The 26,185-nt window shown below is 61.6% G+C and carries 24 protein-coding genes and 1 tRNA gene; 6 read left to right on the plus strand and 19 right to left on the minus strand.

Annotated features, from left to right (window positions below; translation table 11 throughout):
* Positions 1 to 92 precede the first annotated feature (92 nt).
* Positions 93 to 1,469, minus strand: coding sequence for a M17 family metallopeptidase (locus Q7V31_RS09465; protein WP_304733819.1), 1,377 nt, complete (start codon positions 1,467 to 1,469; stop codon positions 93 to 95).
* A gap of 121 nt (positions 1,470 to 1,590) precedes the next feature.
* Here Q7V31_RS09465 and Q7V31_RS09470 point away from each other — a divergent pair, with 121 nt between their 5' ends.
* On the plus strand, positions 1,591 to 2,265 hold the full coding sequence (locus tag Q7V31_RS09470; protein WP_304733820.1) for a glutathione S-transferase family protein: 675 nt from the start codon (positions 1,591 to 1,593) through the stop codon (positions 2,263 to 2,265).
* Here the strand turns inward: Q7V31_RS09470 and Q7V31_RS09475 are convergent.
* Entirely contained in the window at positions 2,262 to 3,407 is a 1,146-nt protein-coding gene (locus Q7V31_RS09475; RefSeq protein WP_304733821.1) for a TAXI family TRAP transporter solute-binding subunit, read from the minus strand. The genes Q7V31_RS09470 and Q7V31_RS09475 overlap by 4 nt on opposite strands.
* Before the next feature lie 160 nt (positions 3,408 to 3,567).
* Between Q7V31_RS09475 and Q7V31_RS09480 the strand changes: the two genes are divergently transcribed.
* The gene (locus Q7V31_RS09480) at positions 3,568 to 4,512 is read left to right on the plus strand and encodes a tetratricopeptide repeat protein (protein WP_304733822.1); all 945 of its coding nucleotides are present in this window, start codon (positions 3,568 to 3,570) and stop codon (positions 4,510 to 4,512) included.
* A gap of 93 nt (positions 4,513 to 4,605) precedes the next feature.
* Here the strand turns inward: Q7V31_RS09480 and Q7V31_RS09485 are convergent, their stop codons facing one another.
* The 10 genes from Q7V31_RS09485 to Q7V31_RS09530 form a co-directional block, all read right to left on the minus strand.
* Positions 4,606 to 5,580: a type II secretion system F family protein gene (locus tag Q7V31_RS09485; protein ID WP_304733823.1), complete on the minus strand. Its 975-nt coding sequence runs from the start codon at positions 5,578 to 5,580 to the stop codon at positions 4,606 to 4,608.
* 8 nt (positions 5,581 to 5,588) lie between these two features.
* Positions 5,589 to 6,575, minus strand: a complete 987-nt coding sequence (locus tag Q7V31_RS09490) for a type II secretion system F family protein (protein WP_304733824.1) — start codon at positions 6,573 to 6,575, stop codon at positions 5,589 to 5,591.
* A gap of 16 nt (positions 6,576 to 6,591) precedes the next feature.
* The gene (locus Q7V31_RS09495) at positions 6,592 to 8,037 is read right to left on the minus strand and encodes a CpaF family protein (RefSeq protein WP_304733825.1); all 1,446 of its coding nucleotides are present in this window, start codon (positions 8,035 to 8,037) and stop codon (positions 6,592 to 6,594) included.
* A 17-nt stretch (positions 8,038 to 8,054) separates the two neighbouring features.
* Positions 8,055 to 9,380, minus strand: a complete 1,326-nt coding sequence (locus tag Q7V31_RS09500) for a CtpF protein (protein WP_304733826.1) — start codon at positions 9,378 to 9,380, stop codon at positions 8,055 to 8,057.
* Positions 9,377 to 10,063, minus strand: coding sequence for a CpaD family pilus assembly protein (locus Q7V31_RS09505; protein WP_304733827.1), 687 nt, complete (start codon positions 10,061 to 10,063; stop codon positions 9,377 to 9,379). The genes Q7V31_RS09500 and Q7V31_RS09505 overlap by 4 nt, the downstream gene beginning before the upstream one ends.
* Positions 10,064 to 10,095: 32 nt before the next feature.
* Positions 10,096 to 11,538 (minus strand): type II and III secretion system protein family protein, encoded by a 1,443-nt coding sequence (locus Q7V31_RS09510; RefSeq protein ID WP_304733828.1) that lies wholly within the window; start codon positions 11,536 to 11,538, stop codon positions 10,096 to 10,098.
* Positions 11,539 to 11,554: 16 nt separating this feature from the next.
* A complete protein-coding gene (cpaB, locus tag Q7V31_RS09515) occupies positions 11,555 to 12,310 on the minus strand; it encodes a Flp pilus assembly protein CpaB (RefSeq protein WP_304733829.1) in 756 nt (251 codons plus the stop codon).
* 45 nt (positions 12,311 to 12,355) lie between these two features.
* Entirely contained in the window at positions 12,356 to 12,865 is a 510-nt protein-coding gene (locus Q7V31_RS09520) for a prepilin peptidase (RefSeq protein WP_304733830.1), read from the minus strand.
* A 281-nt stretch (positions 12,866 to 13,146) separates the two neighbouring features.
* On the minus strand, positions 13,147 to 13,317 hold the full coding sequence (locus Q7V31_RS09525) for a Flp family type IVb pilin (RefSeq protein WP_304733831.1): 171 nt from the start codon (positions 13,315 to 13,317) through the stop codon (positions 13,147 to 13,149).
* Positions 13,318 to 13,848: 531 nt separating this feature from the next.
* On the minus strand, positions 13,849 to 14,634 hold the full coding sequence (locus tag Q7V31_RS09530) for a Crp/Fnr family transcriptional regulator (RefSeq protein WP_304733832.1): 786 nt from the start codon (positions 14,632 to 14,634) through the stop codon (positions 13,849 to 13,851).
* Between the two features lie 183 nt (positions 14,635 to 14,817).
* Between Q7V31_RS09530 and Q7V31_RS09535 the strand changes: the two genes are divergently transcribed.
* A complete protein-coding gene (locus Q7V31_RS09535; RefSeq protein WP_304733833.1) occupies positions 14,818 to 15,330 on the plus strand; it encodes a pilus assembly protein N-terminal domain-containing protein in 513 nt (170 codons plus the stop codon).
* Between the two features lie 106 nt (positions 15,331 to 15,436).
* Here the strand turns inward: Q7V31_RS09535 and Q7V31_RS09540 are convergent, their stop codons facing one another.
* Positions 15,437 to 16,681 carry a VWA domain-containing protein gene (locus tag Q7V31_RS09540; protein ID WP_304733834.1) on the minus strand — a complete coding sequence of 415 codons (1,245 nt, stop codon included), beginning with the start codon at positions 16,679 to 16,681 and terminating at the stop codon, positions 15,437 to 15,439.
* A gap of 293 nt (positions 16,682 to 16,974) precedes the next feature.
* Between Q7V31_RS09540 and Q7V31_RS09545 the strand changes: the two genes are divergently transcribed.
* Entirely contained in the window at positions 16,975 to 17,532 is a 558-nt protein-coding gene (locus tag Q7V31_RS09545) for a TadE/TadG family type IV pilus assembly protein (RefSeq protein WP_304733835.1), read from the plus strand.
* A 32-nt stretch (positions 17,533 to 17,564) separates the two neighbouring features.
* The gene (locus Q7V31_RS09550) at positions 17,565 to 18,125 is read left to right on the plus strand and encodes a TadE/TadG family type IV pilus assembly protein (RefSeq protein WP_304733836.1); all 561 of its coding nucleotides are present in this window, start codon (positions 17,565 to 17,567) and stop codon (positions 18,123 to 18,125) included.
* A gap of 200 nt (positions 18,126 to 18,325) precedes the next feature.
* Here Q7V31_RS09550 and Q7V31_RS09555 read toward each other — a convergent pair.
* A tRNA-Ser gene (locus Q7V31_RS09555) sits at positions 18,326 to 18,415 on the minus strand.
* Positions 18,416 to 18,608: 193 nt separating this feature from the next.
* On the opposite strand from Q7V31_RS09555, the gene Q7V31_RS09560 reads away from it, so the two are divergent.
* Positions 18,609 to 18,905, plus strand: coding sequence for a hypothetical protein (locus Q7V31_RS09560; protein WP_304733837.1), 297 nt, complete (start codon positions 18,609 to 18,611; stop codon positions 18,903 to 18,905).
* Positions 18,906 to 19,008: 103 nt separating this feature from the next.
* Here Q7V31_RS09560 and lepA read toward each other — a convergent pair whose 3' ends face one another.
* The 5 genes from lepA to pheS all read right to left on the minus strand — a co-directional run bounded on the left by lepA (position 19,009) and on the right by pheS (position 26,157).
* The gene (gene lepA / locus Q7V31_RS09565) at positions 19,009 to 20,811 is read right to left on the minus strand and encodes a translation elongation factor 4 (RefSeq protein WP_304733838.1); all 1,803 of its coding nucleotides are present in this window, start codon (positions 20,809 to 20,811) and stop codon (positions 19,009 to 19,011) included.
* Between the two features lie 75 nt (positions 20,812 to 20,886).
* Positions 20,887 to 21,714 carry an FkbM family methyltransferase gene (locus Q7V31_RS09570; RefSeq protein WP_304733839.1) on the minus strand — a complete coding sequence of 276 codons (828 nt, stop codon included), beginning with the start codon at positions 21,712 to 21,714 and terminating at the stop codon, positions 20,887 to 20,889.
* 65 nt (positions 21,715 to 21,779) lie between these two features.
* Positions 21,780 to 22,604 (minus strand): enoyl-CoA hydratase-related protein, encoded by an 825-nt coding sequence (locus Q7V31_RS09575; protein WP_304733840.1) that lies wholly within the window; start codon positions 22,602 to 22,604, stop codon positions 21,780 to 21,782.
* 29 nt (positions 22,605 to 22,633) lie between these two features.
* Positions 22,634 to 25,069, minus strand: a complete 2,436-nt coding sequence (pheT, locus tag Q7V31_RS09580; protein ID WP_304733841.1) for a phenylalanine--tRNA ligase subunit beta — start codon at positions 25,067 to 25,069, stop codon at positions 22,634 to 22,636.
* The gene (gene pheS, locus Q7V31_RS09585) at positions 25,066 to 26,157 is read right to left on the minus strand and encodes a phenylalanine--tRNA ligase subunit alpha (protein WP_304733842.1); all 1,092 of its coding nucleotides are present in this window, start codon (positions 26,155 to 26,157) and stop codon (positions 25,066 to 25,068) included. The genes pheT and pheS overlap by 4 nt, the downstream gene beginning before the upstream one ends.
* Between the last annotated feature and the right edge of the window lie 28 nt (positions 26,158 to 26,185).

Here is a 26,185-nt window from a genome sequence, read left to right on the forward strand (position 1 = left end):
CGCCGTCTCCCCCGTTCCGAAACCGACGCCAGAGAGGCATTTCCGTTCCGGAACCGGATCAGTCTAGCGCGGCTTTGGGCGCGGGCAAGCGGTCAGGCGCCGTAGCGGCGCTTCAGGAGGTCATAAAGCGCGTGGACGCCCTGTGCCTCACCACCAACGGGGCGGCCGGGCTTCGCCTTCGGGGTCCACCCATAGATGTCGAAATGAACGTGGGCGGCGGCACGCTCGACGAAGCGGCGCAGGAAGAGAGCGGCCGTGACGGATCCCGCGAAGGGCCCATCCGAAACATGGTTCACATCGGCGATCTTGCTGTCGAGCCAGCTGTCATAGGGCCGCCAGAGCGGCATGCGCCACAAGGGGTCAGACATCGCCACCGCCGAAGTCTCGACCTCCGCCGCAAGCCCTTCATCGTCGGTATAAAAAGGCGGCAGGTCCGGTCCGAGCGCGGTTCGCGCCGCACCGGTCAGCGTTGCCATGTCGATGATGAGGTCGGGTGCCTCGCTGTCGGCTTCGGCCAGCGCGTCGGCCAGCACCAAGCGCCCCTCGGCGTCGGTATTGCCGATCTCGACAGTCATGCCCTTGCGGCTTTGCAGGACGTCGCCCGGCCGAAATGCGTTGCCGGAAACACTGTTCTCGACGGCCGGTATGAGGATGCGGAGCCTGACGTCAAGGCCCGCTTCCATGACGAGTTGCGCCAGCGCCAGAACGCAAGCGGCGCCACCCATGTCCTTCTTCATCAGCAGCATGCCGCTTGAGGGCTTGAGGTCGAGACCGCCTGTGTCAAAGCAGACACCCTTGCCGACCAGCGTCACTCTCGGTGCGTCCGCCCTTCCCCAGCGCATATCGATCAGCCGCGGCGCTACGGCGGCGGCACGACCCACCGCGTGGATCATCGGATAGTTCGCATCGAGCAACGCATCGCCAAGAACGACATCGAATGTCGCGCCATGAAGGCGAGCGATGCCTTCGGCCGCTGCGGCGAGCTCGTCCGGGCCCATATCGGCGGCCGGGGTGTTGATCAAATCGCGCGCCAGGAAGGTCGCGGCTGCAAGGCGACTCACCTCTTCGCCGTCGACACCGTCGGGCAGCACAAGGCGCGGCCAGTCGCGCTTGCCACCGCTGTAGCGCGTGAAGCGATACGTCCCGAGGGCAAATCCGAGTGCCGCCTTGGCGGTCGATCCGTGCAGGACGCCCGCCAGCCTGTAGTCGCCCTGGGGCACCGCCGCCGGCAGCGCGCCGACGAGAAACGGGTCGGAGCCGTCGCCAAGGCCGAGCAAGACACCGGCCAAGCCGCCTGAACCGTCCGGCAGCAGCAACACCTTCCCGGCCTCGCCCTTGAAGCCTGACGTCCCGACCCATGCCGCACCGGGGCCGGCATGACTGGCGCACCAGCTCTCCAATTCGCCGGCACGAATCTGCCAGACCGGCGTCGCCGCCCTGTCCTTGTCGGAGATGAATATGTCGAGCACTGGCGGCCTGTTTACGTCGGTGGCGGGAAGGGCGTGATTTCGTGTCGCCAAAACCTTATAGAGAGGCTGGACCGGCTGCAACGGCGAGGTCCCCTGGGAGCCTGGGCATTGGGAGAGGGACATGGCCGCGCCTGAATTCACACTCGTCATCGGCGACAAGAACTGGTCGAGCTGGAGCTTGCGGCCGTGGCTTCTGATGCGGCAAGCCGGCGTGCCGTTCGATGAAGTTCATGTCCGGCTTCGCCAACCGGATACCAAGGCCAACATCCTTGCCGTGTCGCCGACCGGGCTCGTACCGGCACTCAAATGGCGCGGCGAGACGATCGGCGACTCGCTTGCCATATGCGAAACCATTGCCGACCTTTTTCCGGAGCGTAAACTCTGGCCGCGCGACGCTCTGGTCCGTTCCGTGGCGCGCGCCGCTGCAGCGGAAATGCATGCCGGTTTCGGCGCGCTTCGCCGCGACATGCCGATGGCAGTCATCGAACGTCATCCGGGAGATGGGCATACCGGCGAGGCGCTTGCCGATGCGCGGCGGATTGTTCACCTGTGGCGTGACCTGCGCGCACGCTTCGGACGGCAGATGTCAGGCGATCAGGGGTTTCTCTTCGGACATTTCACCGTTGCGGATGCCATGTATGCACCGGTGGTGACGCGACTGCGCACCTATGGCGTCGATCTCGTGGCGCTTGGCGATGACGGGCCGGCAAGCGCCTACATGGACGCCGTCATGACACTGCCAGCCATGCGCGACTGGATTTCCGGCGCGGAAACCGAAGAAAAGGCCAAAGCCTAGCCTGCGGGCTCTTTTTCGATATCGCCGTCGACAAGTCCCTGCTCGCGATAGTAGCGCGCGGCGCCATCGTGAAGCGGAACCGGCAGCGACATAATGGCCTGCGCGGCCTGCGCGCCCGGGTCGCCAGGCAAAAGGCCCGGCATGCCTGTACTGGAGAGAAATATTCTGTTGTTTTCGTGGAAAAGCGCGCCGGTGATGTCATGAACGAGGTCGGCATCGGCATTCTCATTGACCACCCAGATCATCGAAATACCCAACGTTTCTATCTCAGGGACAAAACGATAAAGGCCTTCCGGTATCGCAAGCGGCTGAAAATTGGCATTGGGGCCGGTCATCTTTGCGGCGCTCTCACCGTCGATTGGCACAATGTCGATCGCGCCGCGATCGGCGAGACTGCGAATAACCGGCGAAGGCAATGCATCAACCACAAAAAATGCATCGAGTTGACCCCGCAACATCAGATCGATCGCCGTTGCCGTATCGTGTTCCCAGATATTGACTGTTCGGCGCCCGAGATCATGCGCCGCCAAAATCTGCAGCGCCGCCTCGTGCGTGCCGGAGCCTGGCAGACCGACAGAGACGCGCATCTCCCGCAGATCGGCCACACTGCCAATGTTGGCGCCACGGCTCGCCGCCAGATAGACCGCTTCCCGGTAGACACCGGCGATCGCCCGCAGATTACGAAAAGGCTTTTCGCCGCGGAATGGCGCCTCCGCGCGGGTGGCAAGGCCCAGAACCGGCGCAGCAACAATGGCTGAATCAAAATGTCCGGCACTGACTGCCCGCACATTGGCGACAGGGCCGGCCGATGACTTCACCACAGCCACAAGACCCGCAACACCGCAGGGAAGGCCGCGCTCGCAGCGCAGACTTCCCGGCGGGCGGCTGATCGCCGCGGCCAATCGCTCCCCAACCGCGAAATATTCTCCGCCGACGGCGCCGGTGCCGATCTGGAAAAAAGTGACCATATCCGGCTCATCATCGAGGCTAACAGGCGGGTTCCAGTAAAGGACCGTGGCAAAGGTTGCGACCAGCGAGAAGGCCAGCGCCAGCAAAAGCGGACGGGCGGGCACCCGCGCCATCACGCCCGCCAAGGCGATGGCATTCTCGCGCATTTTCTCAATCGATTTCCGGATGTCCATGGTTCATCCCGGCGCCGTTCAAGAGGCGCCAAATCCGCCAAATCGCTCGATTCTTATAATTAATCTTTTCTTGAGGGGTCTGTCTCAAGATCAAGGTTGAGCATGACCTGCCGCGTGCCGGTCCGCCACTTCATCCTGACCGAACCGGGACCCGAATACGATGAAAAGCCTGGTCGATACCCCCCTTTCGCCCTGTCGCCGCCAGCACTGGCTGGCCGCCGCGACGCTCTGCTCAGCCATTGCGCTGACCGGATGTGCCAATACCGGCGTCAACGCCGACGGCGCGTCCCCGATGGCGCAGGCACAAAACCGGATCGACGAGCCCGCACTTCGTAATGCCGCCGTTGAATCCACCAAGACGCAAGATTATGTGGCCGCCGCCGCCTATTGGGGCACGCTTTACGAGCGCGACCCGGACCAAGCCAACGCGGCCGTCAACTATTCGCGGGCGTTGCGGCAAATCGGTTCGGTGGCGCAAGCCACCAGTGTGATGCAGCGAACGCATCTCAGCAACAGCGAGGACCCCGAAGTGCTTGCCGAATTCGGCAAAGCGCTGGCGGCCGGCGGCAGAGCCGACCAGGCAGCAGCCATGCTGAGCGAGGCCGCGCGCCTCTCCCCGAAAGACTGGTCTGTTCATTCGGCGCTCGGCGTCGCCCATGACCAGATGGGCCTCTATGAGAAAGCCCGGCAGCACTACAGCGACGCTCTGGCAATTTCGCCTGACAATCCTTCGGTGCTGACAAATCTGGGGCTTTCCTATGCGCTGAGCGGCAATCTCGATCAGGCCGAACAGACGCTGCGCCGGGCTGTCGCCGATTCGCGCGCCGATGCCCATGCGCGCCAGAACCTCGCTATCGTTGTCGGTCTGAAGGGCAATTTCGACGAAGCGGCGCGGCTCGCGCGTGCCGACCTTCCTGCCAATGTCGCCGACGGCAACATCGCCTATCTGCGCGACATGCTTTCACAGCCCGCTCTCTGGCAGCAGATGAAGGAAATCGATGCGCCCGCCGGCGCCGCGTCGTCGCAAGAGCGGTCATCACGGGACGTGGCAGCGCCGGATCTCGTGTCGTCGATGCCGCCGGAGACGGGCACGTCGCTTCGCTGACGACCACCCCTCAGCCAGCCAGCACAAAGGCGCTCGCTCCGATCGGGGCCAGCGCCTTTTTCTTTGTCGCGCGACGACCGGCATCGCCCGGCGTCATCCGCTTGTTGCCTTGATGATAGCGGGGCCCAAGATGACCCCGAACAAGACAGGCAGAAAGAAGACGATCATCGGCACGGTGAGTTTGGGCGGCAGGCCCGCCGCCTTCTTCTCCGCTTCCGACATGCGCATGTCACGGTTTTCCTGCGCCATCACGCGCAGCGACTGCCCAAGCGGCGTGCCATAGCGTTCCGCCTGGATGAGACTCGTCGTCACCGCCTTGACGCCCGGAAGACCGGTGCGGGAGGCCAGGTTTTCATATGCCTGGCGCCGCTCCTGCAAATAGGAGAGTTCAGCCGTCGTGAGGCCCAGTTCTTCGGCAAGCTCCACCGATTGATCGCCGATCTCCGCCGCAACCTTCTGGAAGGCGGCTTCGATCGACATGCCCGACTCCACGCAAATCAACAACAGATCGAGCGCGTCGGGAAACGCCTTGCGAATGGAATCCTGCCGGCGCGCGATGATGTTCTCGACGAAGAGGCTTGGCAAATAGAACCCGACCAAGGCGGCGCCGCAGGCACCGGCGAACCGCGCCATCGGCGGCAAGCCAAAATCATTCACGAAAGCCAGATAGAGCAATGTCAGCACGAACAGGACCGGCGGCATGACGAAGCGAAAGAAGACGAAGGTGTACATCGGCCCCGGTCCACGAAAGCCCGCCTGCCGAAGCTTTTCCTTTATCGCTGTGTTCTCCAGCACATTGCCGCGCGCGAACCGCTCAACGACCTCCTTGATGAATCCTTTGGACGTTTGTCGCAGGCGGGTCTTTTCCTGGGCAAGATTCTCGCGTGCCTTGGCGCGCATGGCCTCGCGCTCGGTCGAGACATACTTCATACGTGTGCCCAGCCGGTCTCCGGCGAGCATCGGCGCCGTCAATGTCAGAATTGTCGCGAATGCCGCCACCGCGGTGAGAAGCATCACGATGTTCTCGACATTGAACATCTCCTGCACGGCATGAAAAACAGACAGCATTTCGCGTCCTAAAACTTGAAGTCGATCATTTTCCTCATCACGAGGATTCCGGTTCCCATCCACATAAGCCCACCGACGATAATCATATTGCCGGCTGTCGTGGAGAAAAGAACACTCATGTAGTCAGGCGTCGTAATATAGATCAGCGCCATCACGCCGGGCGGCAGTGAGCCGATAATGCCGGCGGATGCCTTGGCCTCCTGCGACATAGCCTGAATTTTTCCACGCATCTTCTTGCGTTCACGCAACACCTTGGAGAGATTTCCCAATGCTTCAGAAAGATTGCCGCCCGTCTTCTGCTGGATCGAAAGAACAATCTGGAAAAAGTTGACTTCAGCAAGCGGCATCCGCTCGTAAATGCGAGCGAGACTCTGTTCCAGCGTCACGCCTACCTTCTGCCCTTCGACGATACCCTGAAATTCGGTTTTCACAGGCTCAGCCGCTTCCGTCGCAATCAATCGCAGGCAATCGTTGACGGGCAGCCCGGACTTGACACCGCGTACAATCACGTCGATCGCGTTGGCAAATTCCTCGATAAAGGCGTTCTGGCGACGTTTGACGAGATAGGAAAGCGTCCAGCGCGGCAGTCCAAAAGCGGCGGCGAACCCACCGAGCGCAGCAATGGGAAGCGACAGCCCGGAGAACGTCATCAGTCCCATTACAACAAGTCCGGCAACGACGCTGGAAATAAAAAATGTCCGCAAGGTGATATCGAGACCAGCGCGTTCGATCCGGGTCGTCAGGGGCACCCTCTTCTTCTGCTCTTTTTGCTTTTCCTCAAGACCCTTCAAGGTCTCCTGCATCTGTTTGCGACGCTTTTCGCTGTTGTCGACGTCACCCTCGATGGCCTGCAGGCGTGCGCCTGTGCCGCGCGCGACACGCGCCACGCGCTTCTGAGACTCGGACTTTCCGCCGATCAAAAGAAAGCCAACCGCTGCAATGCAGAGTGCTGCGAGCAGTGCGATGCCGAGGATCATCAGCGTCGTCCGGTCCATGGCGGCCCGCCTCGCGCTAGCCCTGGGCGCGGTCGAGTGCCGCCGCCAGAGCGTGATGCTGGTTGTAGTATCGCGCGCGGTCCCAGAAAGAGGGCCGAGCGATGCCCGTCGACTTGTGCTTGCCGATAATGCGACCGGCTTCGTCTTCTCCCTCGATCTCGTAAACGAAGAGGTCCTGCGTAATAATGACGTCGCCTTCGGTGCCAAGCACTTCGGTGATATGCGTGATGCGGCGCGAGCCATCGCGGAGGCGGGCTGCCTGGATCACCACATCGATCGAGCCACAGATCATTTCGCGGATCGTCTTGGAAGGCAGCGCATAGCCGCCCATTGTGATCATGCTTTCAAGGCGCGACAGGGCCTCGCGCGGGCTATTGGCATGGAGCGTCCCCATTGAGCCGTCGTGACCGGTGTTCATCGCCTGCAGCAAATCGAAGGCTTCCGGTCCGCGAACCTCGCCCACGATGATACGTTCGGGACGCATACGCAGACAGTTGCGCACCAGCTCCGTCATCGTCACCTGGCCCTGGCCTTCAAGATTGGGGGGGCGGGTTTCGAGGCGAACGACATGGGGTTGCTGGAGCTGAAGTTCGGCGGCGTCTTCGCAGGTGATAACGCGTTCGTCGGTGTCGATAAAGCCGGTGAGACAGTTCAGGAGCGTCGTCTTGCCCGAGCCCGTACCGCCGGATATCAAGACGTTGCAACGGATCTTTCCGATGATACCAAGGACCTCGGCACCCTCCTGCGAGATCGAACTGTACTGAACGAGATCGCTCATCATCAGCTTTTCGCGACGGAATTTGCGGATCGTCAAAGCCGGTCCGTCAATCGCCAGCGGCGGCACGATGACATTGACGCGACTACCGTCGGGTAGGCGTGCATCGCAGATCGGGCTCGATTCGTCGACCCGTCGCCCGACCTGGCTGACGATGCGTTGGCAGATGTTCATCAACTGACTGTTGTCGCGGAAGCGAACATTGGTCAGTTCGACCTTGCCATTCACTTCGATGAAGGTGCGCTCGCAGCCATTCACCATGATGTCGGCGATATCGTCGCGCGCCAGCAATGGTTCCAGTGGACCGTAACCGAGCACATCGTTGCAGATGTCCTGCAGGAGAGCTTCCTGCTCGGAGATCGACATAACGACATTCTTGATCGACAGGATTTCGTTGACGATGTCGCGAATTTCCTCACGCGCGCTCTCGGCGTCGAGCTGCGCGAGCTGCGTCAGGTCGATTGTATCGATCAGTGCGTTGAAGATCGTCGTCTTGATCTGGTAGTAGTTTTCGGAGCGATGATCCGATGCGCGCGCAGTCGGCTTCGTCGCCGGCTTGGCGGCTGGCTTCGGAGCAGGCGCCGGTCCGGCAGCGGGCGCTGCGGATGCCTCGACCCTCGACGCAGCCGGCGGCGCCGCCACAGGACTGCGCGGTACCGTTTGACCTTCGTTCCGCCTTCCAAACACGACCGACTACCTCCGCCTCATCCCTTGCGGGACAGAAAACTGAAAATCGAAGACGACTTGGCGGCCTTCAGAGCCCGGGCGTCGCGCCCACAAAGCTGCCGCGCGAGGAAGCGAAGACCGTCGGCCGTCTTTCCTTTCGCATCGAGCTCCTCGATCATCTGGCCATTGTTGGCTGCGGTTCCGAAGAGACCCGGATTGAAGGGCAGAACCAGCGTCGGCTCAGCGCCCACCGCTTCGGCGAAGTCCTTTACCGGGATCTCCGGACGCTTGGGCATGCCCACCTGGTTGAGAACGATATGGGCTGAATTGTCATTGGGGCGCGCGTGGCGGATCAGATCGAGCATGCTCTTTGCGTTGCGCAGGCTGGCGAGGTCCGGCGTTGCGGTGATGACAATTTCGTCAGCCGACAAGAGTACCTTCTTCGTCCAAGGTGCCCACACATGCGGCAGGTCGACGATGACGCAGGGCACGCCCTCGCGGACGATATCGAGAACGCTCTCACACGAGTCTCCGTCCATCTCGAAATCGCGATCGAGAACGGCCGGCGCCGTAAAGAGGCTCAAGCGGTCGGTGCATTTGACGAGCAGACGATCGAGCAAGACGTCGTCCAGGCGTTCCGGGGCGGTGAGCGCATCGGCAATCCCTTGAGCAGGGTCCTGGTTGAAGTCGAGACCGGCCGTACCGAACGGGAGATCGAAGTCGGCAATGACCACGTCCTCATCCATGCCGCTCGATATGCACCAGCCGATATTGTGCGCGATGGTGCTGGAACCGGTGCCGCCCTTGGCACCGAGAAAGACAATCGTGCGACCAATCGGCGGCGCGTCGGGGTCGATATAGAGACGCGAGACCGCCTCGATGACACCCATCGGATGCAGCGGCGCGACGAGGTATTCATTGACACCCTGACGGATCATTTCGCGGTAAAGCGAAACGTCGTTCGTGTGACCGATCACAACAACCTTGGTTCCGGCGTCGCATACTTCCGCCAGTTCGCCGAGCTGAGCGAACAATTCGGGGCCAGCCGCACGTGCCTCGACCATGATGAGGTTAGGTGTCGGCGACTGACGGTACTGCTCCACAGCGGCGGGAATGCCGCCCATATGAACCGTCAGATGCGCCTTGGCAAGCCGGCGATCCTCACCGGCGCGCTGGATTGCGCTGCCCGACGACGGCTGCTCACAGAAGGCGTGGATGGTGATGCGGGGCACCGGCTTCATCACCTGCGACCCGTCGGCGTCGCCGGAGATCTGTGCGATTGAAGGCTGCGGAACATGCCGCGCCGGCGCGTCGGCCATCGGCGGCGCTTCGTCCATGTTTTCCTTTTGCGCGGCGTTTTTCATTGGTCCACCTTGCTCACAGCGCCCGAGTCCTGGTCGGAGCGGGCGGTCGCCGTCGGTTCACCCTGCCGGTACTTGTCGAGCACTGTATTGCGACGATCCGCATCTGCCGACGTCATGGTCCGGGGCTTCAGAAGATCGGCCGGATCGGCGACCATCGCCGCCAGGTTGTTTTGCGTGGCGCAGCCGAAGTTCGGCGGCGGAATATTTTTGTATTCAGCGGTCAGACTTTTCGACCAGTCTCCGCAGCTACTTGCCTTTGCCACGTAACGCTTGAACGAGAGGATCAGCGGCGCCGAACGATCGGCCGCCGAAGCGCTATAGGGTGTGTAAGCGAGCATGGCGCCCGATACACCGCGCTCGGCCAGCGTGTCGCGGACTTCGGTCAGGACAGCCGTGGCCGCGCCGGCATTCGGCGAGCCGGACGGCGTCGAGACGGTGAGCGGTCCGTGACCGCGCGCGCGGTAGCTTGCGGCGAAGTCGGCAATGGCGATTCGATCCGCAGCCGTGAGGCCAGGTTGGCCCGGGGGAACATCGATGTTGAGCGTCGCGACGTCCGGCTGCACCGAGATCGGATGGGTACGGCTGGCGTCATACTGTGCCTGGTCGACGCCGCTGAAGCCGCCACAGCCGGCAAGCCCCAGAACGAGGGCGACGAGAAGGCCTTTTACAAGGGGCTGGTTCATGTTCATTGCCATTTTCCTCTTCAGTCCCCTCATCATTCCACGACAAACCCGACCGGACCCTGAAGCGCCCTGTCCGACGGCGCCGCGCCGCTCGCGCCGTAGGTTGCGTTGAGGCGTCCCATCAGGATCGTGTCGAGGTCGCTCGCCGGTGCAAAACCGTCGGTCGGTAACACCAGGTTGTTGCGGGATGTCGGGTCGACCAGATACGGCGTCACGATGACGACCAGTTCGGTCTCATTCTTCTGATAATCGCGACTGCGGAAGAGCTGGCCAAGCACCGGCACATCCATGGCACCCGGTACGCCGTCGATGTTCTGCCGCGTCGAGTCGGAGAGGAGGCCCGCCATCACGATCGAACCGCCGCTCGGTAGTTCGAGTGTCGTTTCGGCGCGGCGTACTTTCAGCGCCGGAACGGTGACACCATCGCTGTTGGTGCCCTGAAGCAGGAAGGCGCCTTCCGACGACAGTTCGCTGACTTCGGTCGAAATCCGCAAGCTGATGCGACCCTCGCTCAGCACGACCGGCGTGAAACTGAGGCCGACACCGAAGGGCTTGAATTCGAGCTGGATATTGCCGTTCTGATCGCGCGAGGTCGGGACCGGGAATTCGCCGCCGGCAAGAAACTTGGCGGATTCGCCGGAGATCGCCGTCAGATTGGGCTCGGCCAGTGTGCGCAGCACGCCTGTCCGTTCGAGCGCGCGGATCGCCGATCCGATCGAACCGTCGCTGCCGCTGACCTCGGTCCCCACCGTCGAAAGACCACCCAGCGATTGACCCTGAAGACTGAAGGCATTGGACGTCGCCAAGCGGAGCGCGAAATCGCCAAAATTGGCAGCAGTCGACAAGTCGACGCCGAGCTGCTTGATGACGGTGCGTTGCATCTCGGCAACCGTCACCTTCAGCATCACCTGCTCTTTGCCCTCGATCCCGAGCATGTTGAGCACCTGCTCCTTTTCGCCGCCGATATAGCGGGCGGCCATGTCGTGGGCCTTGCTCGCTTCGGAGGCGTTTGCGACCACGCCGGAGAGAACAACATGATCGTTCATCGCTTGGACGTCGATGCGGGCCTTGGGAAAATACTGGCGCAAGGTTTCGCGCAGGCCGGTCAGATCGCGCGCGACCTGGATTTCAAGATTGAGAATCTGCTGGCCAGCTTCGTTGAAGAAGAAGGCATTGGTTTGACCGACAGCCATGCCGATCAGATAGGTGCGACGATTGGTACGGACGACCGCATCGACGATGGCGGGATTCGATACCAGGACATCGCGCGCCGCGACCGGCAGCTCGACGATGGCAGCCTTGTTCAAGCCGAGAACGATGCTGCGGGAGCCCTTGCCCAATCCACCCTGGTCGATCTTGACCAGCCGGGCATCGTTGGCCGTGGCAGTATCCGTCGGACCCGAGATCAAGGCAAGCGCACAAAGTGCAGCCCAGAGCGGGCGCTTCAGACGCTGAAACTCGATGAGCTTTTTCATACGTGTCATCATCGCCCTACCTCACCCGGACCGTCTGCGCCGTTCCGTAGCGCACAACTTTCACAACCGAACCGTTGCCGGCTGCCTTCAATTCTTCGTCCGTCAGGTCTTCTTCGCCCATGCTGCGCAACGAAAGGGCCAGATGGCCTTCCGATTCAGCGACCGCAACCAGTTCGACCTGCGTCGGGGTCAGTTCGAGCGTCGCGGTCTTGCCGACGGCCACCTGCTCACCGGCTTTCTCATTGAAACGCTGATCGATCGCCAGGACACGCACATTGCGCAGAATTGTCTCGCCGCGCTGAATGTCGACGATGTCGACACGGTCGTTCGGCAGGATGAACCCGCCAGCACTTGTTTCCGGCGTTATGCGAACGGCCGTGGCGCGCATGCCGGGCGTGATCAAGGCCGACATGAAGCCGGCGCCTGTCAGACTGACAAGCTTGTCTTCGGTGACCGGTTCGCCGCTCAGAATCGCCGAGCGCGCGACGGCTCCGTCATATTCCTCGATGGCCGTCGGCTTCTGGGCCTTTGTGATGTAGGCGCCGTTGAGCGAGGCATCCGGCCAGCGCTGCCAGCGCAGATCCGACCGGCCGACGCGCTGCCCGATCTGAAGGTTTTGAACGGACACCAGTACATCGGTGGTCGCTTCCTCGACGACCTGCGTTTCGACCGGCGTGTCATTGCCCGACGACACGAGCCCGCGCGCGAGAAGCGCCGCAAGGCCCGCAGCGACGAGCGCCAGAACCAAAACTCCAATACGTGCGGCGTTCACTTGTCCGTTCCTTTCATAGTGCGGGTGCACGCACCCGCCTTATCCTCAGGCGGTCGCGGCCGCCAGCTTGACCCAGACGGTGTCCGGAAAGACGATGAGCCCGGCCACAGCGAGCGCAACGCCATAGGGAACCCCACTACTCTTGTCGTGCAGGCGCGCAATCCAGGCGCGTCGGCACAGAACGGCCGGCAGCGGAAGACCGCGAAGCGAGAGCAACAGCAATGTCAATGCGCCGCCTGCAAGCGATGCGATCAGGAGATAGGCCAGAAGATCGTGCCATCCGATCCAGAGCGCAACGGCCGCTACGAACTTCGCATCGCCGCCACCGATCCAACCCAGACTGAAAAGCACCATGCCGACGACGAGCATTGCCAGGCCGGCCGCCGCATGCAGACCGATCTGCTGCAGCGACAGACCTGCGACCGGCGCCAGCAGCACGAAGGCAACAACAAGCACGATCGTCAGGCGGTTCGGTATGGTCATCGTTGTCAAATCCCACAGCGCACCGAAGATCACGGCGATGGGAAAGACAGCGAGCGGAAGTGTGTTCAACACGGAATTGGCCCGTTTCCCCAAAAAGTCTTGCGGTCCGTATGGACCTACGCGGGCGAGACATATTCCCGGCCGCACCTTTGGATAGTGGTCGGCGGACCGTAAATTTGAGGTAAACGCCAGCTCACAATGAGCCGCAGAACAATGATTTATAAAAGAAATACCGGGGTTGGCGGCCGGTCGAAGGCCGGCACAAGAAAGCCGCCAGACCCTGCGAGGAATCTGGCGGCTCACTTCAGATTTGCTGCCGAGTGCAAGACCTCTCGGCAGACGGTCAGCGAGTATCAGCTGCCAGCAATCGCGGTAGCAATCGCATTGAACTGCGCGGTCAGATTCGTGCCCACGAGCTGAACCGCAGTGATGATAACGACGGCGATACCAGCGGCGATCAGACCGTATTCGATCGCGGTCGCGCCGGACTCATCTTTCACGAAAGACTTCAAAAACTGGCTCATAACAAGCCTCCTTGTACAATTTGACTGTCGACAGCACCAACCCATTGTCGCCGATGACCGGCGACCGGGCGCCCTTTCGGACTGAAGGCCAGCTTAAGGGGGCAATCTTACCTAAACACTAATGACTACAGTCTATTTTACATAACTTGTCGAATAACTCTATATTTATGAAGTCTAGAATCCGTTTTTACTTCTTTTCTCAAATAAAAATACGGAGAACCTGCTTGCTCCCGCCTCCGAACCAGTTACGGCAATTGGGAGTATCGTTACTCATCGGTTAACCGAACGGTTTGTCGACCCGGCACGACGAACTCGGGTTGTATCGCCGCTGACAAAAGCGAGGCCGCTGGTACCGGGACTGGATTGGATCATAAATCGCCGCGCGCCGGGCGGAGCGGAACCGCCCGAACATGTGTCACATCCGAGGGCATGTTCGGCTGCGTTCAGTGCCCCGCGCGTCCTTCTTTTTGAAGGTTCCGCGAGTTCGCATGCCGACACCTCGAAAGCCGGGCCTTGTGGAGCTTTCGGTGCTCAAATATGTCCTTGTACGTCGTCGTCCGGCTCCTGGCGTGCGCCGGCGAGGTTACGGAGCGCCGCTTCGTCCTTGATAACCAGGCCGGGATAGTCGCGCGCGGCAACACCGCTACGCACCAGTTCGGCAATGGCGCGCGCGACCGCCTCTTCCGTTGTCGAAATCCGGTCTGCGAGAACGCGATGTCGAGGAAGTCGCGCAATCAGCAATGCGTCAGTGCCATCTTTGCCTGAATGCGGTTCGGCCAGCGCGAGGAGTTCGGTGTAGAGGCGCTGGGCGCTTGTGCCGTCCGTTGCCGCATCACTGCCGGAAACCGGCGACGGATTCATTGCCTCCTGTCCACGCAGCAGGCGCGCATAATGGCAGAGCAGCGCACGAGATACCGATTCCTCCCGGGCCAGCAGCTCGGCAAACCGCTTTTCATCGAGTATGGCAACAAGACCGTCTTCGCGCGCGATCACGGTCAGATCGGCTTCGGTGATACCAAGAACCGACATTTCGCCAAACTGGCCGCCGGCGCCCACATCCTTGTAGGCGATGCGTCCGACCGGACCGGCGGTACGCGCCATGCGTACCGCGCCGCTGACCACGAACACCACCCCACCGGGATCGGCGCCCTGAGCGGTATTGACCACGATCTCGTCCCTCGCGACGGTCCGCCAGTCGCATTCGGCGGCCAGAAGCGCAAGCTCTCGCGGGGCGAGCCCCGCGAAAATGCGGATTCCCGACAACGAATGTACCGCGCCGGCCGATACGCCCTTATCGCTTCGCGCCGCACCTGCCATCCAGGTCTCCTCTGGCTTACTTTCCTGCCGTCCCGGCGCAAGCCTAGAGAGCCCCCTTTAATCGGCCGTTAAAGGAGAGATCACCATGCGACTACGGTCAATAGATCGTTCATTCCTTGCCGGTAGTGTTTCAGCAAGGACGACCGAAGCGGTCGCCTCACCTTCGAGCAGATGGGCCAGGACATGGTTACAAAGTATCAATTCAAACGGGGCGTTCGCGCGGCGACGCTCGGTGTGGGACTGGCGGCAATGATCGCCGGCGGTGCACAGGCCGCCGATTTCCTCGTCGAGATGAACAAGTCGAAAGCGCTGCATCTGCCCAAGCCCGTCGCAACGGTGATGGTCGGCAATCCCGCCGTCGCCGATATAACGATCGAGAGCGCCAATCTCGTCTATGTGATGGGCAAGAGCTATGGCCGCACCAATCTCGTCGCGCTCGACGCAGAGGGCAAGCCGATACTCGACCTCGACATCAGCGTTGTCTCGCAAAGCACATCGGCGGTGACGCTGACGCGCGGCTCCGGTCAAATTTCCTATAATTGTACGCCGCGTTGCGAGCGCGTCGCGAATATTGGCGACAATCCCGACAGCTTCGACACGCTTGTTCAGCAAACGAACGATGCGGCGTCTGCGAGTGCCGGTGCCGGGGCTGCCGGAGCGGCGGGTTCGGCAAGCGCAACCGGCGCACTGCGCTAGGCCACCGCTCGCGACCGCCAGAAGGACAGTCAAACAACAGAAAGGCCGCCCGAAAACCGGGCGGTCTTTTTTGTTGCCGTGTTCAAGGACGATCGCGCCGCTAGCGCTACTTGCTCAGGCGAAGGTTCGACAGTGCCTGAGCGATCGACTTGAAGACGTCGGTCAGCTCGCTTGCCGTATCGACGCTGTAATACATGCTCGGATGTGACGCACAGTCGCGCAGAAGCGCCGCGTTGCCGTTGATCAGGCGTACCGTATAGACGATGATTCCGGTTTGCTTGATGGCGTCGCAAACCATCGCCGTCCGAGTGTCGACGCCCGGACAATGCGCGCTGCCGTTGCAGGAACCGATCCCCTGCCGGTAATAGGTGTTCTCGCCGTCGGTCATGTAGACCATCACCTTGTCGAGTTCATTCGTGCTCGGGGCAGCGGCATTCGACAGCAAGGCACCGTTCGTCAGCAACTGCCAGCCCCAGACGAATCCGATCGTCGTGTTGGTCGCACCACCGGCGGTCATCGCATCAATTTCGCTACGCAGCATGTTCCAGTCGGTGGAAAGCGGTACCACCGGGCGCAGACTACATTGCGCGTTATAGATATTCTCGTTATTGGCCGGAAACTTGGTTGCATCGTTCGTCGTTGGCGTCGAAATCGAAACGTCATAGTTCTGGTCGCGGTCGACAACACATCCTTTCCAGCCGCTCTTCGAGACGGTGCGGGTGTTAACGCAAGTTGTCGTCTTGTTTTTCCCGGATCCGGTGGTCGTACAGACATCGGGATGGGTCCATGTCCATTTGAGCCACGATTCGTTGACACTCGACGGGCCAACATTGATATCCGTCGTGAAGGGCACGATGCCGATGCGAACGTCGCCCGGCGACGTGGCTACCTCCGACACTGTGGTGATCAGGTCCTTGGCGGCGACCTTCAACACCGTCATACGACCGCCGGAGTTCATTGAACCGGTATTGTCGAGGACCAGCATCACTTCGAGCTTCTTGCCGTGACGCATGACCTGGGACGTTGCCCCGATTTTCAGACTGTTGATGCCGACCACGCCCATAAGCGTCGTCGGCAGGTCTGCCGTCACCGAAATGTCGACAGTGGTCTGGCTGTCGACGACCGTGATCGTTCCCGGCACGCCAAGCTTGCCGGCGGGATAGTTTGCATCGAAATAGGCTTGGGCAATCGCCTGAACCTCTTGCGACGACATTCCGCTGGCGGTGCCGACGGCCAATGCCGCGGCGTCGAGTGCCGCCGAAAGCCGGGTTTCAACGATATAGGCGCGCGATATGTCGATCGCAGCGCCGGCCGCCGCCGCAACCGGGATTAGCGTGATCGCAAAGATCATGGCGAAGTTGCCGCGCCGGTCTGTTGCCCATTTCCCAATGAAACGTCGCAGACGCCCGCCCGTTTCCGGGATGGCCTCATCACGATGCGTGGCATTGTCCATTTAATCCACCTGAACGACATGTTCGAAAGGCGCACAGAAGCCGTTGCTCGCACGCCCGATCATTTTTAAGCGTCACGCCGTTAAGGAGGCATGAAGCAACATGGTTAACGCGATGCTGCTTACGATTTGGTAACGACGGCCGACTATCAAGGATAGTTGGCTCGACAGATTTGTCGGCGTGAGGACTTCGTATGGATCGAGAAATCAAACTGAAACCCGGTGGGTGGCGCCGATTGCGCCGGGATCAGCGCGGCAGTGTCGCCGTCGAGTTCAGCCTGCTCGCGATCCCGTTCTTCGCGCTTCTGTTCGCAATGATCGAGACCTGTATCGTCTATTTTGCAACCTCGAATCTCGACAGCGTGGTTGCCAATGCCGGGCGCATGGTCCGCACCGGCCAAGTGCAGGCAGCCGGACTTTCCGCTGGCGATTTTAAAGCCATGATTTGCGGCCAGGTTACGCTGGTCAGCGATTGCGAGGGCGGGCTCTTCATTGACGTGCGGAACTTCAGTTCCTTCGGCGGCGTCAGCTTTCTTCCTCTGATCGACGAGAACGGCAACCCGTCCGAGGACACTCAGTTCCAGCCGGGCGGGTCAGGCGATATTGTGGTGGTGCGGGTCTACTATTCATGGGGCGTGTTGAGTCCGGGCAGCATCGGGCTGTCGAACCTTGAAGGCGGCGGGCGCCTGATCGCGGCGAGTGTTGCGTTCCGCAACGAGCCCTTCGGCGACATGCTGCCGTCGGGCAGTTGAGTTTGGTGGACGCAATGCCTGAAAAATCCGGAATGCAAACGAACGAGATGAAGATGCGCGGTCTGATTTCGCCGCTGCATCGCTTCATCCATGACTACAAGGGACTTGCCGCGGTCGAATTCGCGCTGATCCTGCCGCTGATGATCGCGTTTTATTTCGGTGGCGTCGAGATGACCAACATGCTGGTCGCCAACCGCCGCGTTACGGCGGTTGCCTACACGGCCGCCGACCTGACGGCGCAGTCCGCCGCCCTCAACAATTCCGATATCGCCGATATATTCGCCGCCAGCGCCACCATCCTGCAGCCTTTCAGCACGGCGCCCTTGAAGGTGCGCATCAGCAACATCGTGGCCGACGCCCAGAATGTGGCCAAGGTCGCATGGAGCGACGGCTTCCAGATTTCGCCGCGCGCCGTCGGTTCAACCGTCACGCTTCCCGCGGGATTGACGACGCCCGGATCGAGCGTGGTTTTTGTCGAAACGACTTATGGGTATACCTCACCAGTCGGCGAGATGGTGGCCGGGACGGTCAACTTCTCCGAGACCGCCTATTTGAAGCCGCGCCGCGCCGTCCAGATCAGCCGAACCAACTGATTGCACGCCGAAGAACCTTGGTTAACCATGTTTCAAGCCGGGCTGTAGCAAATCTGCCGCAATTGCGACCGACCGTCGTTGCAGGGTCAAGACGACGCCCGCCATCGAGCGGCATTCCTGCAGCATGCGCCCGCCCAAGCCGCCCGACGGCGCCCGCGGGGCGAAAATTCTAAACTATTGATTTTATATAATAATCCGGCTGGCGGAGGGAGAGGGATTCGAACCCTCGATACGGTTTCCCGCATACACGCTTTCCAAGCGTGCGCCTTCAGCCACTCGGCCACCCCTCCTGCATCACCCGGAAATCCGGCGGCAGCGGGCGGCACTATACGCAACAAAGGGCCTTAATCAACAAGCATGCGCCTATCAGGACCTTGATACAGCAAAGGACTTTTCATCACTGTGCTTGTTTGGCACACTCGATCCGGTTAGCGTTCCCGACGCTTATTTTAACCGCCGCGATTGGGCTGGGGGGCTCGTGCCATGGTTGTGTTTCGACTGATTGGACTTCTTTTCATCATCACTGCCTTGATGGCGTTGGGATCGGACGCCTTGCTGTCGCTCGAAGAAGGCGCAGTCAAGATGCGCTCGTTCAGCGAATTGTGGGTCCTGCTGAACCAGGGAAGCCATGACTGGTTTGCGGGATGGGTCGATTCCGGCGCCCCAGAGGGCCTTGTCGAGCCGATCAAAACGGCGATGAGCTATCCGTCCTGGGCGGTGCTCGGTGTTATCGGCATCGTGCTTGCGGGCCTGCTGGCGCTGCTGCGCCGCGCGGACTGACCCCGCATCGATGCGTTCAGTGGAAATAGCCGTCCGTACATCGTTTTGTCCGGGCGGCTTTTCGTTGTGCTCCGGCTTTTTCTGCCGTCGCTGATTGGTTGCGTCAGTTGGCGTCCATCTTCAGCGCCGAAATGAAAGCGTCCTGAGGGATTTCGACGCGGCCGAACTGGCGCATCTTCTTCTTGCCCTCTTTCTGCTTGTCGAGAAGCTTGCGCTTGCGGCTGATGTCGCCGCCATAGCACTTCGCTGTCACATCCTTGCGCATGGCCGCGATGGTTTCGCGCGCGATGATACGGCCGCCGATCGCGGCCTGGATCGGGATCTTGAAGAGATGCTTGGGGATCAGTTCCTTCAGCTTCTCGCACATCACACGACCGCGCTGCTCGGCGCGCGAACGGTGCACGATCGTCGCCAGGGCGTCCACGGGCTCGTCGTTGACGAGGATCGACATCTTGACGAGCTCGCCGGGTTCGTAGCCTTCAATCTGATAGTCGAAGCTCGCATAGCCGCGGGTCACAGATTTCAGGCGATCGTAGAAATCAAGCACAACCTCGTTGAGCGGCAGACGGTAGACCAGCATCGCACGCGAACCAGCATAGGTGAGGTCAACCTGCGTGCCACGCCGGTCCTCGCATAGCTTCAGCACTGCGCCCAGATATTCGTCGGGCACCAGGATCGTCGCGCGAATCCACGGCTCCTCGATATGGTCGATCTTCATGACATCCGGCATATCGGCAGGATTGTGCATTTCGACGATCGTTCCGTCGGTCATGTGCAGCTGATAGATGACCGAGGGCGCGGTGGTGATGAGATCGATATTGAATTCGCGCTCCAGCCGTTCGCGAATGATTTCGAGGTGAAGCAGGCCCAGAAATCCGCAGCGAAAGCCGAAGCCCAGCGCGGCCGATGTCTCCATCTCGAATTCAAAGCTTGCATCGTTGAGGCGAAGCCTGCCCATGGCTTCGCGCAAATCCTCGAACTCAGCCGCATCGACCGGGAAGAGACCGCAGAAAACCACCGGCTGCGCAGGCTTGAATCCCGCCAACGCCTTGGCGCAAGGCCGCTTCTCGTCCGTCACCGTGTCTCCAACGCGCGTGTCGGCGACCTCTTTGATCGATGCCGTGAAGAAGCCGATTTCGCCCGGTGTCAGGCGCGCGACGGTCTCCTTCTTCGGGCGGAAGATACCGACACTGTCGATCGTGTAAGCACCACCGGTGCCCATCATCTTGATGCGCTGGGCCTTCTTCATCTCGCCGTCGATAATGCGCACCAGCACAACAACGCCGAGATAGGCGTCGTACCAGCTATCGACCAGCAGGGCCTTCAAGGGCGCATTGGCGTCGCCCCTGGGCGGCGGCAGGCGATGTACAATCGCCTCAAGCACTTCCGGGATGCCGATGCCGCTCTTGGCCGAAATCTCGACCGCGCCCGACGCATCGAGGCCGATCACATCCTCGATCTGCTGGCGTGTCTTTTCGGCATCGGCTGCCGGCAGGTCGATCTTGTTGAGGACCGGCACGATCTCATGATTCACGTCGAGCGCGTGATAGACGTTCGCCAGCGTCTGCGCTTCGACGCCCTGGCTTGCATCGACGACCAGCAACGAGCCCTCGCAAGCCGCCAGGGAGCGGTTGACCTCATAGGCGAAATCCACATGGCCGGGCGTGTCGATGAGATTGAGCTCATACATCTCGCCGTTTTCGGCCTTGTAGTCGAGGCGCACCGTCTGGGCTTTGATCGTGATGCCGCGCTCGCGCTCGATATCCATCGAATCGAGCACCTGCTCCTTCATCTCGCGTGCTTCCAGCCCGCCGCAGAGCTGAATCAACCGGTCGGCAAGGGTCGACTTGCCGTGATCGATATGAGCGATGATCGAGAAATTGCGGATGTGAGAGAGGTCGGTCATGGCGCTTTCTGTGCTATGGCGCGCCCATATAGCACTGGCGCGGGCCCAAGCCAATGTCGGGCGTCGGCGTCCATCTCAGCGTTTTTCGAGAATCTCGTTCATCCGGGTCTTGGCAACGCGGACATAGCCCGCATCCGTGCAGGCCTGCCGGGTCTTGTCCCATCCGTCCTTGCCGAATTCGACAATGATATAGCGCGGGTGGAACGTTTGGGGGGCCGCGAAAAGATCGGCGAAAACCTCACCTTCGGCGCCCTCCACATCGATCTTCATCAGCTTGACCGGCGAGAGGCCGCCGGTTTCGAGGTAGCGGGAAAGGCGAACGACCTTGACCGTCACGGTTCCGGGTCCTTCGTTCCCCAGCTTCGTCTCGCCGAAATTTCCGGAGCCTTCGACCAGCGCCATCTCGCCTTCCTGCGAGTAGACGGCGCAATTCTCCGGCACGATGCAGGAGATGTCCGGGTTGAGGGCGATGTTGGTCTTGAGCCTGGCGAACATCAGGGGATGGGGTTCGAAGGCAATGACCTTGCCCTGCGGACCGACGCGGGAGGCAAAAAACAGGCTGTAGAAACCGACATTCGCACCGACATCGAGGCAAATGTCGCCGGGCGCAAGTACCTCACCGGCGAAGGCAAACTCCTCGGCGTCGAACTCTGCCGGACTTAGAAGGGCGCGTTTCTCGCAGACATTGCCAATCGGGTGAAAGCGCGCCCGCAGGCCGCGGAAGCTGTCGTCCACCGGACGGGCCCCAAGCCGATTTATCGTCATGTGGCGGATCAGACGTCCGAGCGGCCGCAGTGCGTTGCCCCTGTTCATGGCGCGGGAGAGCCCGATCATTCGGGTCATACCCGCGGAGGGCGCGTAGCGGCCGAAAGGTGCGGCCGCCTCGTCGTCAGTTTCCGCCATGTCGTCGTTCCGCTTGTCGCTCCCTGCCCGGCCGCGGCACCTATAGCATGGCCTCCCGAAGCGACCTAGCCCTGCCACTCCGCTTTGCGCTTCTCCATCCAGGCCTTCACCCCTTCCTTGTAGTCAGGGTGCTTTACCATCTCGTTCAACAGGTGCTCGGCAGCCTCCACGGCGCCGGCGGCGTTGCGGTGCAGGTCCATGTAAATCTGCCGCTTCGTCTCGCGCAGCGAGCCGGGTGAGACGCCGTCAGCCATGGCGCGGGCATAGGCCGTCACATGCGGCATCAGCTCGGCGGACGGCACCAGCTTGTTGAGGAATCCCATTTCCATCGCCTCTTCCGAGGTGAAGACGCGGCTTGAGAGCAGGATGTCGTTGGCATGGGTCACGCCAACGAGCCGCGGCAGCATCCAAGAGAGGCCGAACTCGGCCGGGAAATTGAAGCGGCCATGGGCGGCGGTGAATTTCGCACTGGGCACACAAAAGCGCAGATCGGCAAAGGCTGCCAATACCAGGCCGACGCCCGCCGCCGCACCGTTGATGGCCGCGATAACAGGCTTTTTCAGGCCGAAATGATAAGCAAAGGTCGCGTCGAATTCGGGACGGACGCCATAGCCCGGCATCGCAATGTCATCGGAAATGCCCGCATCATAGCGGCCCTTCTCGGAATGGCCCTCAAGGGCGCCGAGGTCGGCACCGGCGCAGAAGGCCTGCCCCTCCGGGTCGCCGGTGACGATGATGACGCGCACCGCCTTGTCCTTGTCGGCCTCCGCCAGCACCCAGCGATATTCCGTGTGCATGCGGCCCGTCCAGGCGTTGCGACGCTTCGGGCGCGACAGCGTGATGGTCGCGATGCCGTCCGAAATCTCGTAGCGGATCGTCTTCAGTTCCATGCGCTTCCTTTCCGGTACGCTGGACCGCTCTAGCTCCTCAGCGTCCCGCCCGTCGCCTTTTCGACCGCCGCCACGATGCGCTTCGACACCGCCTCGATGTCCTCGTCCGTCAGCGTCTTCTCGACCGGCTGAAGCGTGACCTCGATGGCGAGCGACTTCTTGCCTTCGCCCAGCGCGCCACCTTCGAAAACATCGAACAGCGACACATCGACGATCAGCTTCTTGTCGACGCCGCGCGCGGCGCGGATCAGCTGCTCGGCCGCGACGATTTCATCGACCACGAAAGCGAAGTCGCGGCGGAGCGGCTGCAAGTCAGGAAGTTCGAGCGGGGGCTTGGCGCGCGTGGCCTTGCGCTTCGGCTCGGGAATCGCGTCGGGGAAAACCTCAAACGCAACGACCGGGCCTGCGACATCCATCGCATCGAGAATGCGCGGATGCAGCTCGCCGAAATAGCCAAGCACATTTTTCGGCCCGAGCCGGAAGACACCGGAGCGGCCGGGGTGATACCAGCCGGGTGCGTCGGCGCTCACCTGCAGGTTCGCAACCGGTGCGCCGAGCAGCAACAGCAACGCCGCCGCGTCGGCCTTGGCGTCCATCGCCTCGACTGAACCGCTTTTGCCCTGCCAGTGCCTGCCGCTTCCGAGCGGCCGCGCCGTGCCGCGGCGCAAGCCCGTCGCCGCCAGAACCTGCGCCTCGGGCGCGTCGCCTTCGAACTGCTGCCCCACTTCGAACAGGGCGACGTCAGCGAAGCCGCGCGCCATGTTGCGGCCCGCGGCAGCAATCAATCCGGCAAGCAGGCTTGGCCGCATATGGCTCATGTCGGCGGACATCGGATTGGCGAGCTTCAGGCCCGGCGTTGCATTGCCGCCGCCAAAGAGTTCGGCATGGCGTTCGGGAACGAAGGACCAGGTGACGGCCTCGACAAGGCCCCGCGCCGCGAGCGCCCGGCGCGCCATGCGCTCACGGCGCTGGCGGATGGAGAGCACCGGCTTTGCGACCGCATGGAGACGCGGCAGCGCGACGGACTTCACATTGTCGAGGCCATGCACGCGGACGACTTCTTCGACGAGATCGGCTTCGCCGTCGATGTCGGGACGCCAGGAGGGTACGGAAACCGCGAGCTTTCCTGCTTCGTCCTTCACCCCGAAGCCGAGCGCCGTGAGGATGCGCGTCGCTTCCGTGACGGGCAGCGAGAGCCCGGTCAGCTTTTCGATGCGGGCCGGATTGAAGGAAATCAATTTCGACGTATCGGGTACCTTGCCGGCGACGACGAGATTCGATGGCTCGCCGCCGCAGATTTCGAGGATCATTTTTGTCGCGAGTTCAAGACCGGGCAGCACGAAAGCCGGGTCGACGCCGCGCTCGAAGCGGTAACGTGCGTCGGACACGATGCCGGTGTCGCGACCTGTGCGGGCCGTCCGATAGGGATCAAAATACGCGCTTTCGACGAAGACGTCGCTCGTCTGCACCGTCGAACCGCTCTCCTCGCCGCCCATCACGCCGCCGAAGCCGAGCACATTTTCATCGTCGGCGATGACGCACATGTCGGGGCCGACATTGTATTCCTTGCCATCGAGCGCCAGAAGCTTCTCGCCCTTGTGACCGAGACGGGCGCGAATGTCGCCCTTCAGCTTCGCCGCGTCATAGACATGCAGCGGGCGGCCGCGATCAAGCGAGATGAAATTGGTGATGTCGACCAGCGCGTTGATGGGGCGCAGGCCCACCGCCTTCAGCCAGTTCTGCAACCAGTCGGGCGAGGGGCCGTTTTTGACACCTCGGATCAGCCGTCCGGCGAAAACGGGACAGGCGTTTTCAGCGCCTGCTGGAAATTCGAGACGAATGCCGACCGGGCTTTCGAAGGTTCCCGCGACCGGTGGGAAACTTCCTTCCCGCAAGCGGCCGAGACCGGCCGCCGCAAGATCGCGCGCGACGCCGTAAACGCCGAGGCAGTCAGGCCGGTTCGGCGTGATGGCGATTTCGATGACGGGATCGTTGCAGCCAAGCACTTCGGCCGCCGACGTTCCGACTTTCCAGTGGCCTTCGAGATCGATGATGCCGACATGATCGTCGGAAAGTTCGAGTTCGCGCTCCGAACACATCATGCCGTTCGATTCGACGCCGCGGATTTTCGTCGGCTTCAGCACCATGCCGCTTGCCGGGATCGTCGCGCCGGGCGGCGCGAAGACGCCGGTGAGGCCAGCGCGTGCGTTCGGCGCGCCACAGACGACCTGCAGCTGCTTCATCTCGCCGTCGACGAGCGCCTCGACCTTCAGGACCTGCAACTTGTCTGCGTCGGGATGCGGCTTTGCCTCCAGCACCTTCGCCACCGAGAAGACGGCGAGCTTCTTCGCCGGGTCTTCGACGCTCTCGACCTCGAGGCCGAGCATGGTCAGGCGCTCGACGATCTCGTCGAGCGTTGCATCCGTTTCGAGTGGCTGCTTCAACCAGGAGAGGGTGAACTTCACGACGAGAGCCCTCCGGCGAGGGTCGGCACGTCGAGCGCGGCAAACCCATAGTGACGCAGCCAGCGCAGATCGGCCTCGAAGAAGGCCCGCAGATCCGGGATGCCGTATTTCAGCATGGCGATGCGGTCGAGACCCATGCCGAAGGCAAAGCCCTGATATTTGTCGGGATCGATGCCCGACGCCCTCAGCACGTTCGGATGGACCATGCCGCAGCCGAGAATTTCGAGCCAGTCATCGCCCTCGCCGATGCGGATTTCATTGCCGAGGCGCGCGCAGCGCACATCGACTTCCATCGACGGTTCGGTGAAGGGGAAGAAAGAGGGGCGCATGCGCAGTTCCACACCCTCCACTTCAAAGAAGGCGCGGAGAAACTCTTCCAGCGTCCATTTGAGGTGTCCCATATGGGTCGTTTCGTCGATGACCACGCCCTCGATCTGGTGGAATTGCGGCGTGTGCGTCTGGTCGCTGTCGCAGCGATAGGTGCGCCCGGGGCAGATGAAACGGAAAGGTGGCTTCCCCGCCTCCATGGTGCGCACCTGCACCGGGCTCGTATGCGTGCGCAACAGCTTGCGTGCGCCCGAGGCATCGGGCTCGAAATAGAACGTGTCGTGCATTTCGCGCGCGGGATGGCCTTCCGGGAAGTTCAGCGCGCTGAAATTGTAGTGATCGGTCTCGATGTCGGGGCCTTGCTCGACGGCAAAGCCCATATCGGCGAAAATCGCGACGACTTCATCCCAGACCTGCGAGAGCGGATGAATGCGGCCTGTCTCGAGCGGGCTTTCACGGACGGGAAGCGTCACGTCGATGCGCTCGTTCGAAAGGCGCGCCTCAAGCCCGGCCTGGTGCAGCGCCTGCTTGCGGAGGCTGAGCGCATCGGTCAGCCGGTCCTTGAGGCCATTCAGCGCCGGCCCTGCTTCCTTGCGTTCCTCCGGCGACATCGCGCCGAGGCCCTTCATCAGCTCGGAGACACGGCCTTTCTTGCCGAGCGCGGCCACGCGCACGGCCTCCAGCGTCTCGACATCTACCGCGTCGGCGATGGCGGTCGTGAATTCCGCTTCGAGCTTTTCAAGATCGGCTTTGTCGGTCATGGCTTCATCCGCTCACATCATATCGCTC

This window comes from Parvibaculum sp., from assembly GCF_030651915.1.
GTDB lineage: Bacteria > Pseudomonadota > Alphaproteobacteria > Parvibaculales > Parvibaculaceae > Parvibaculum.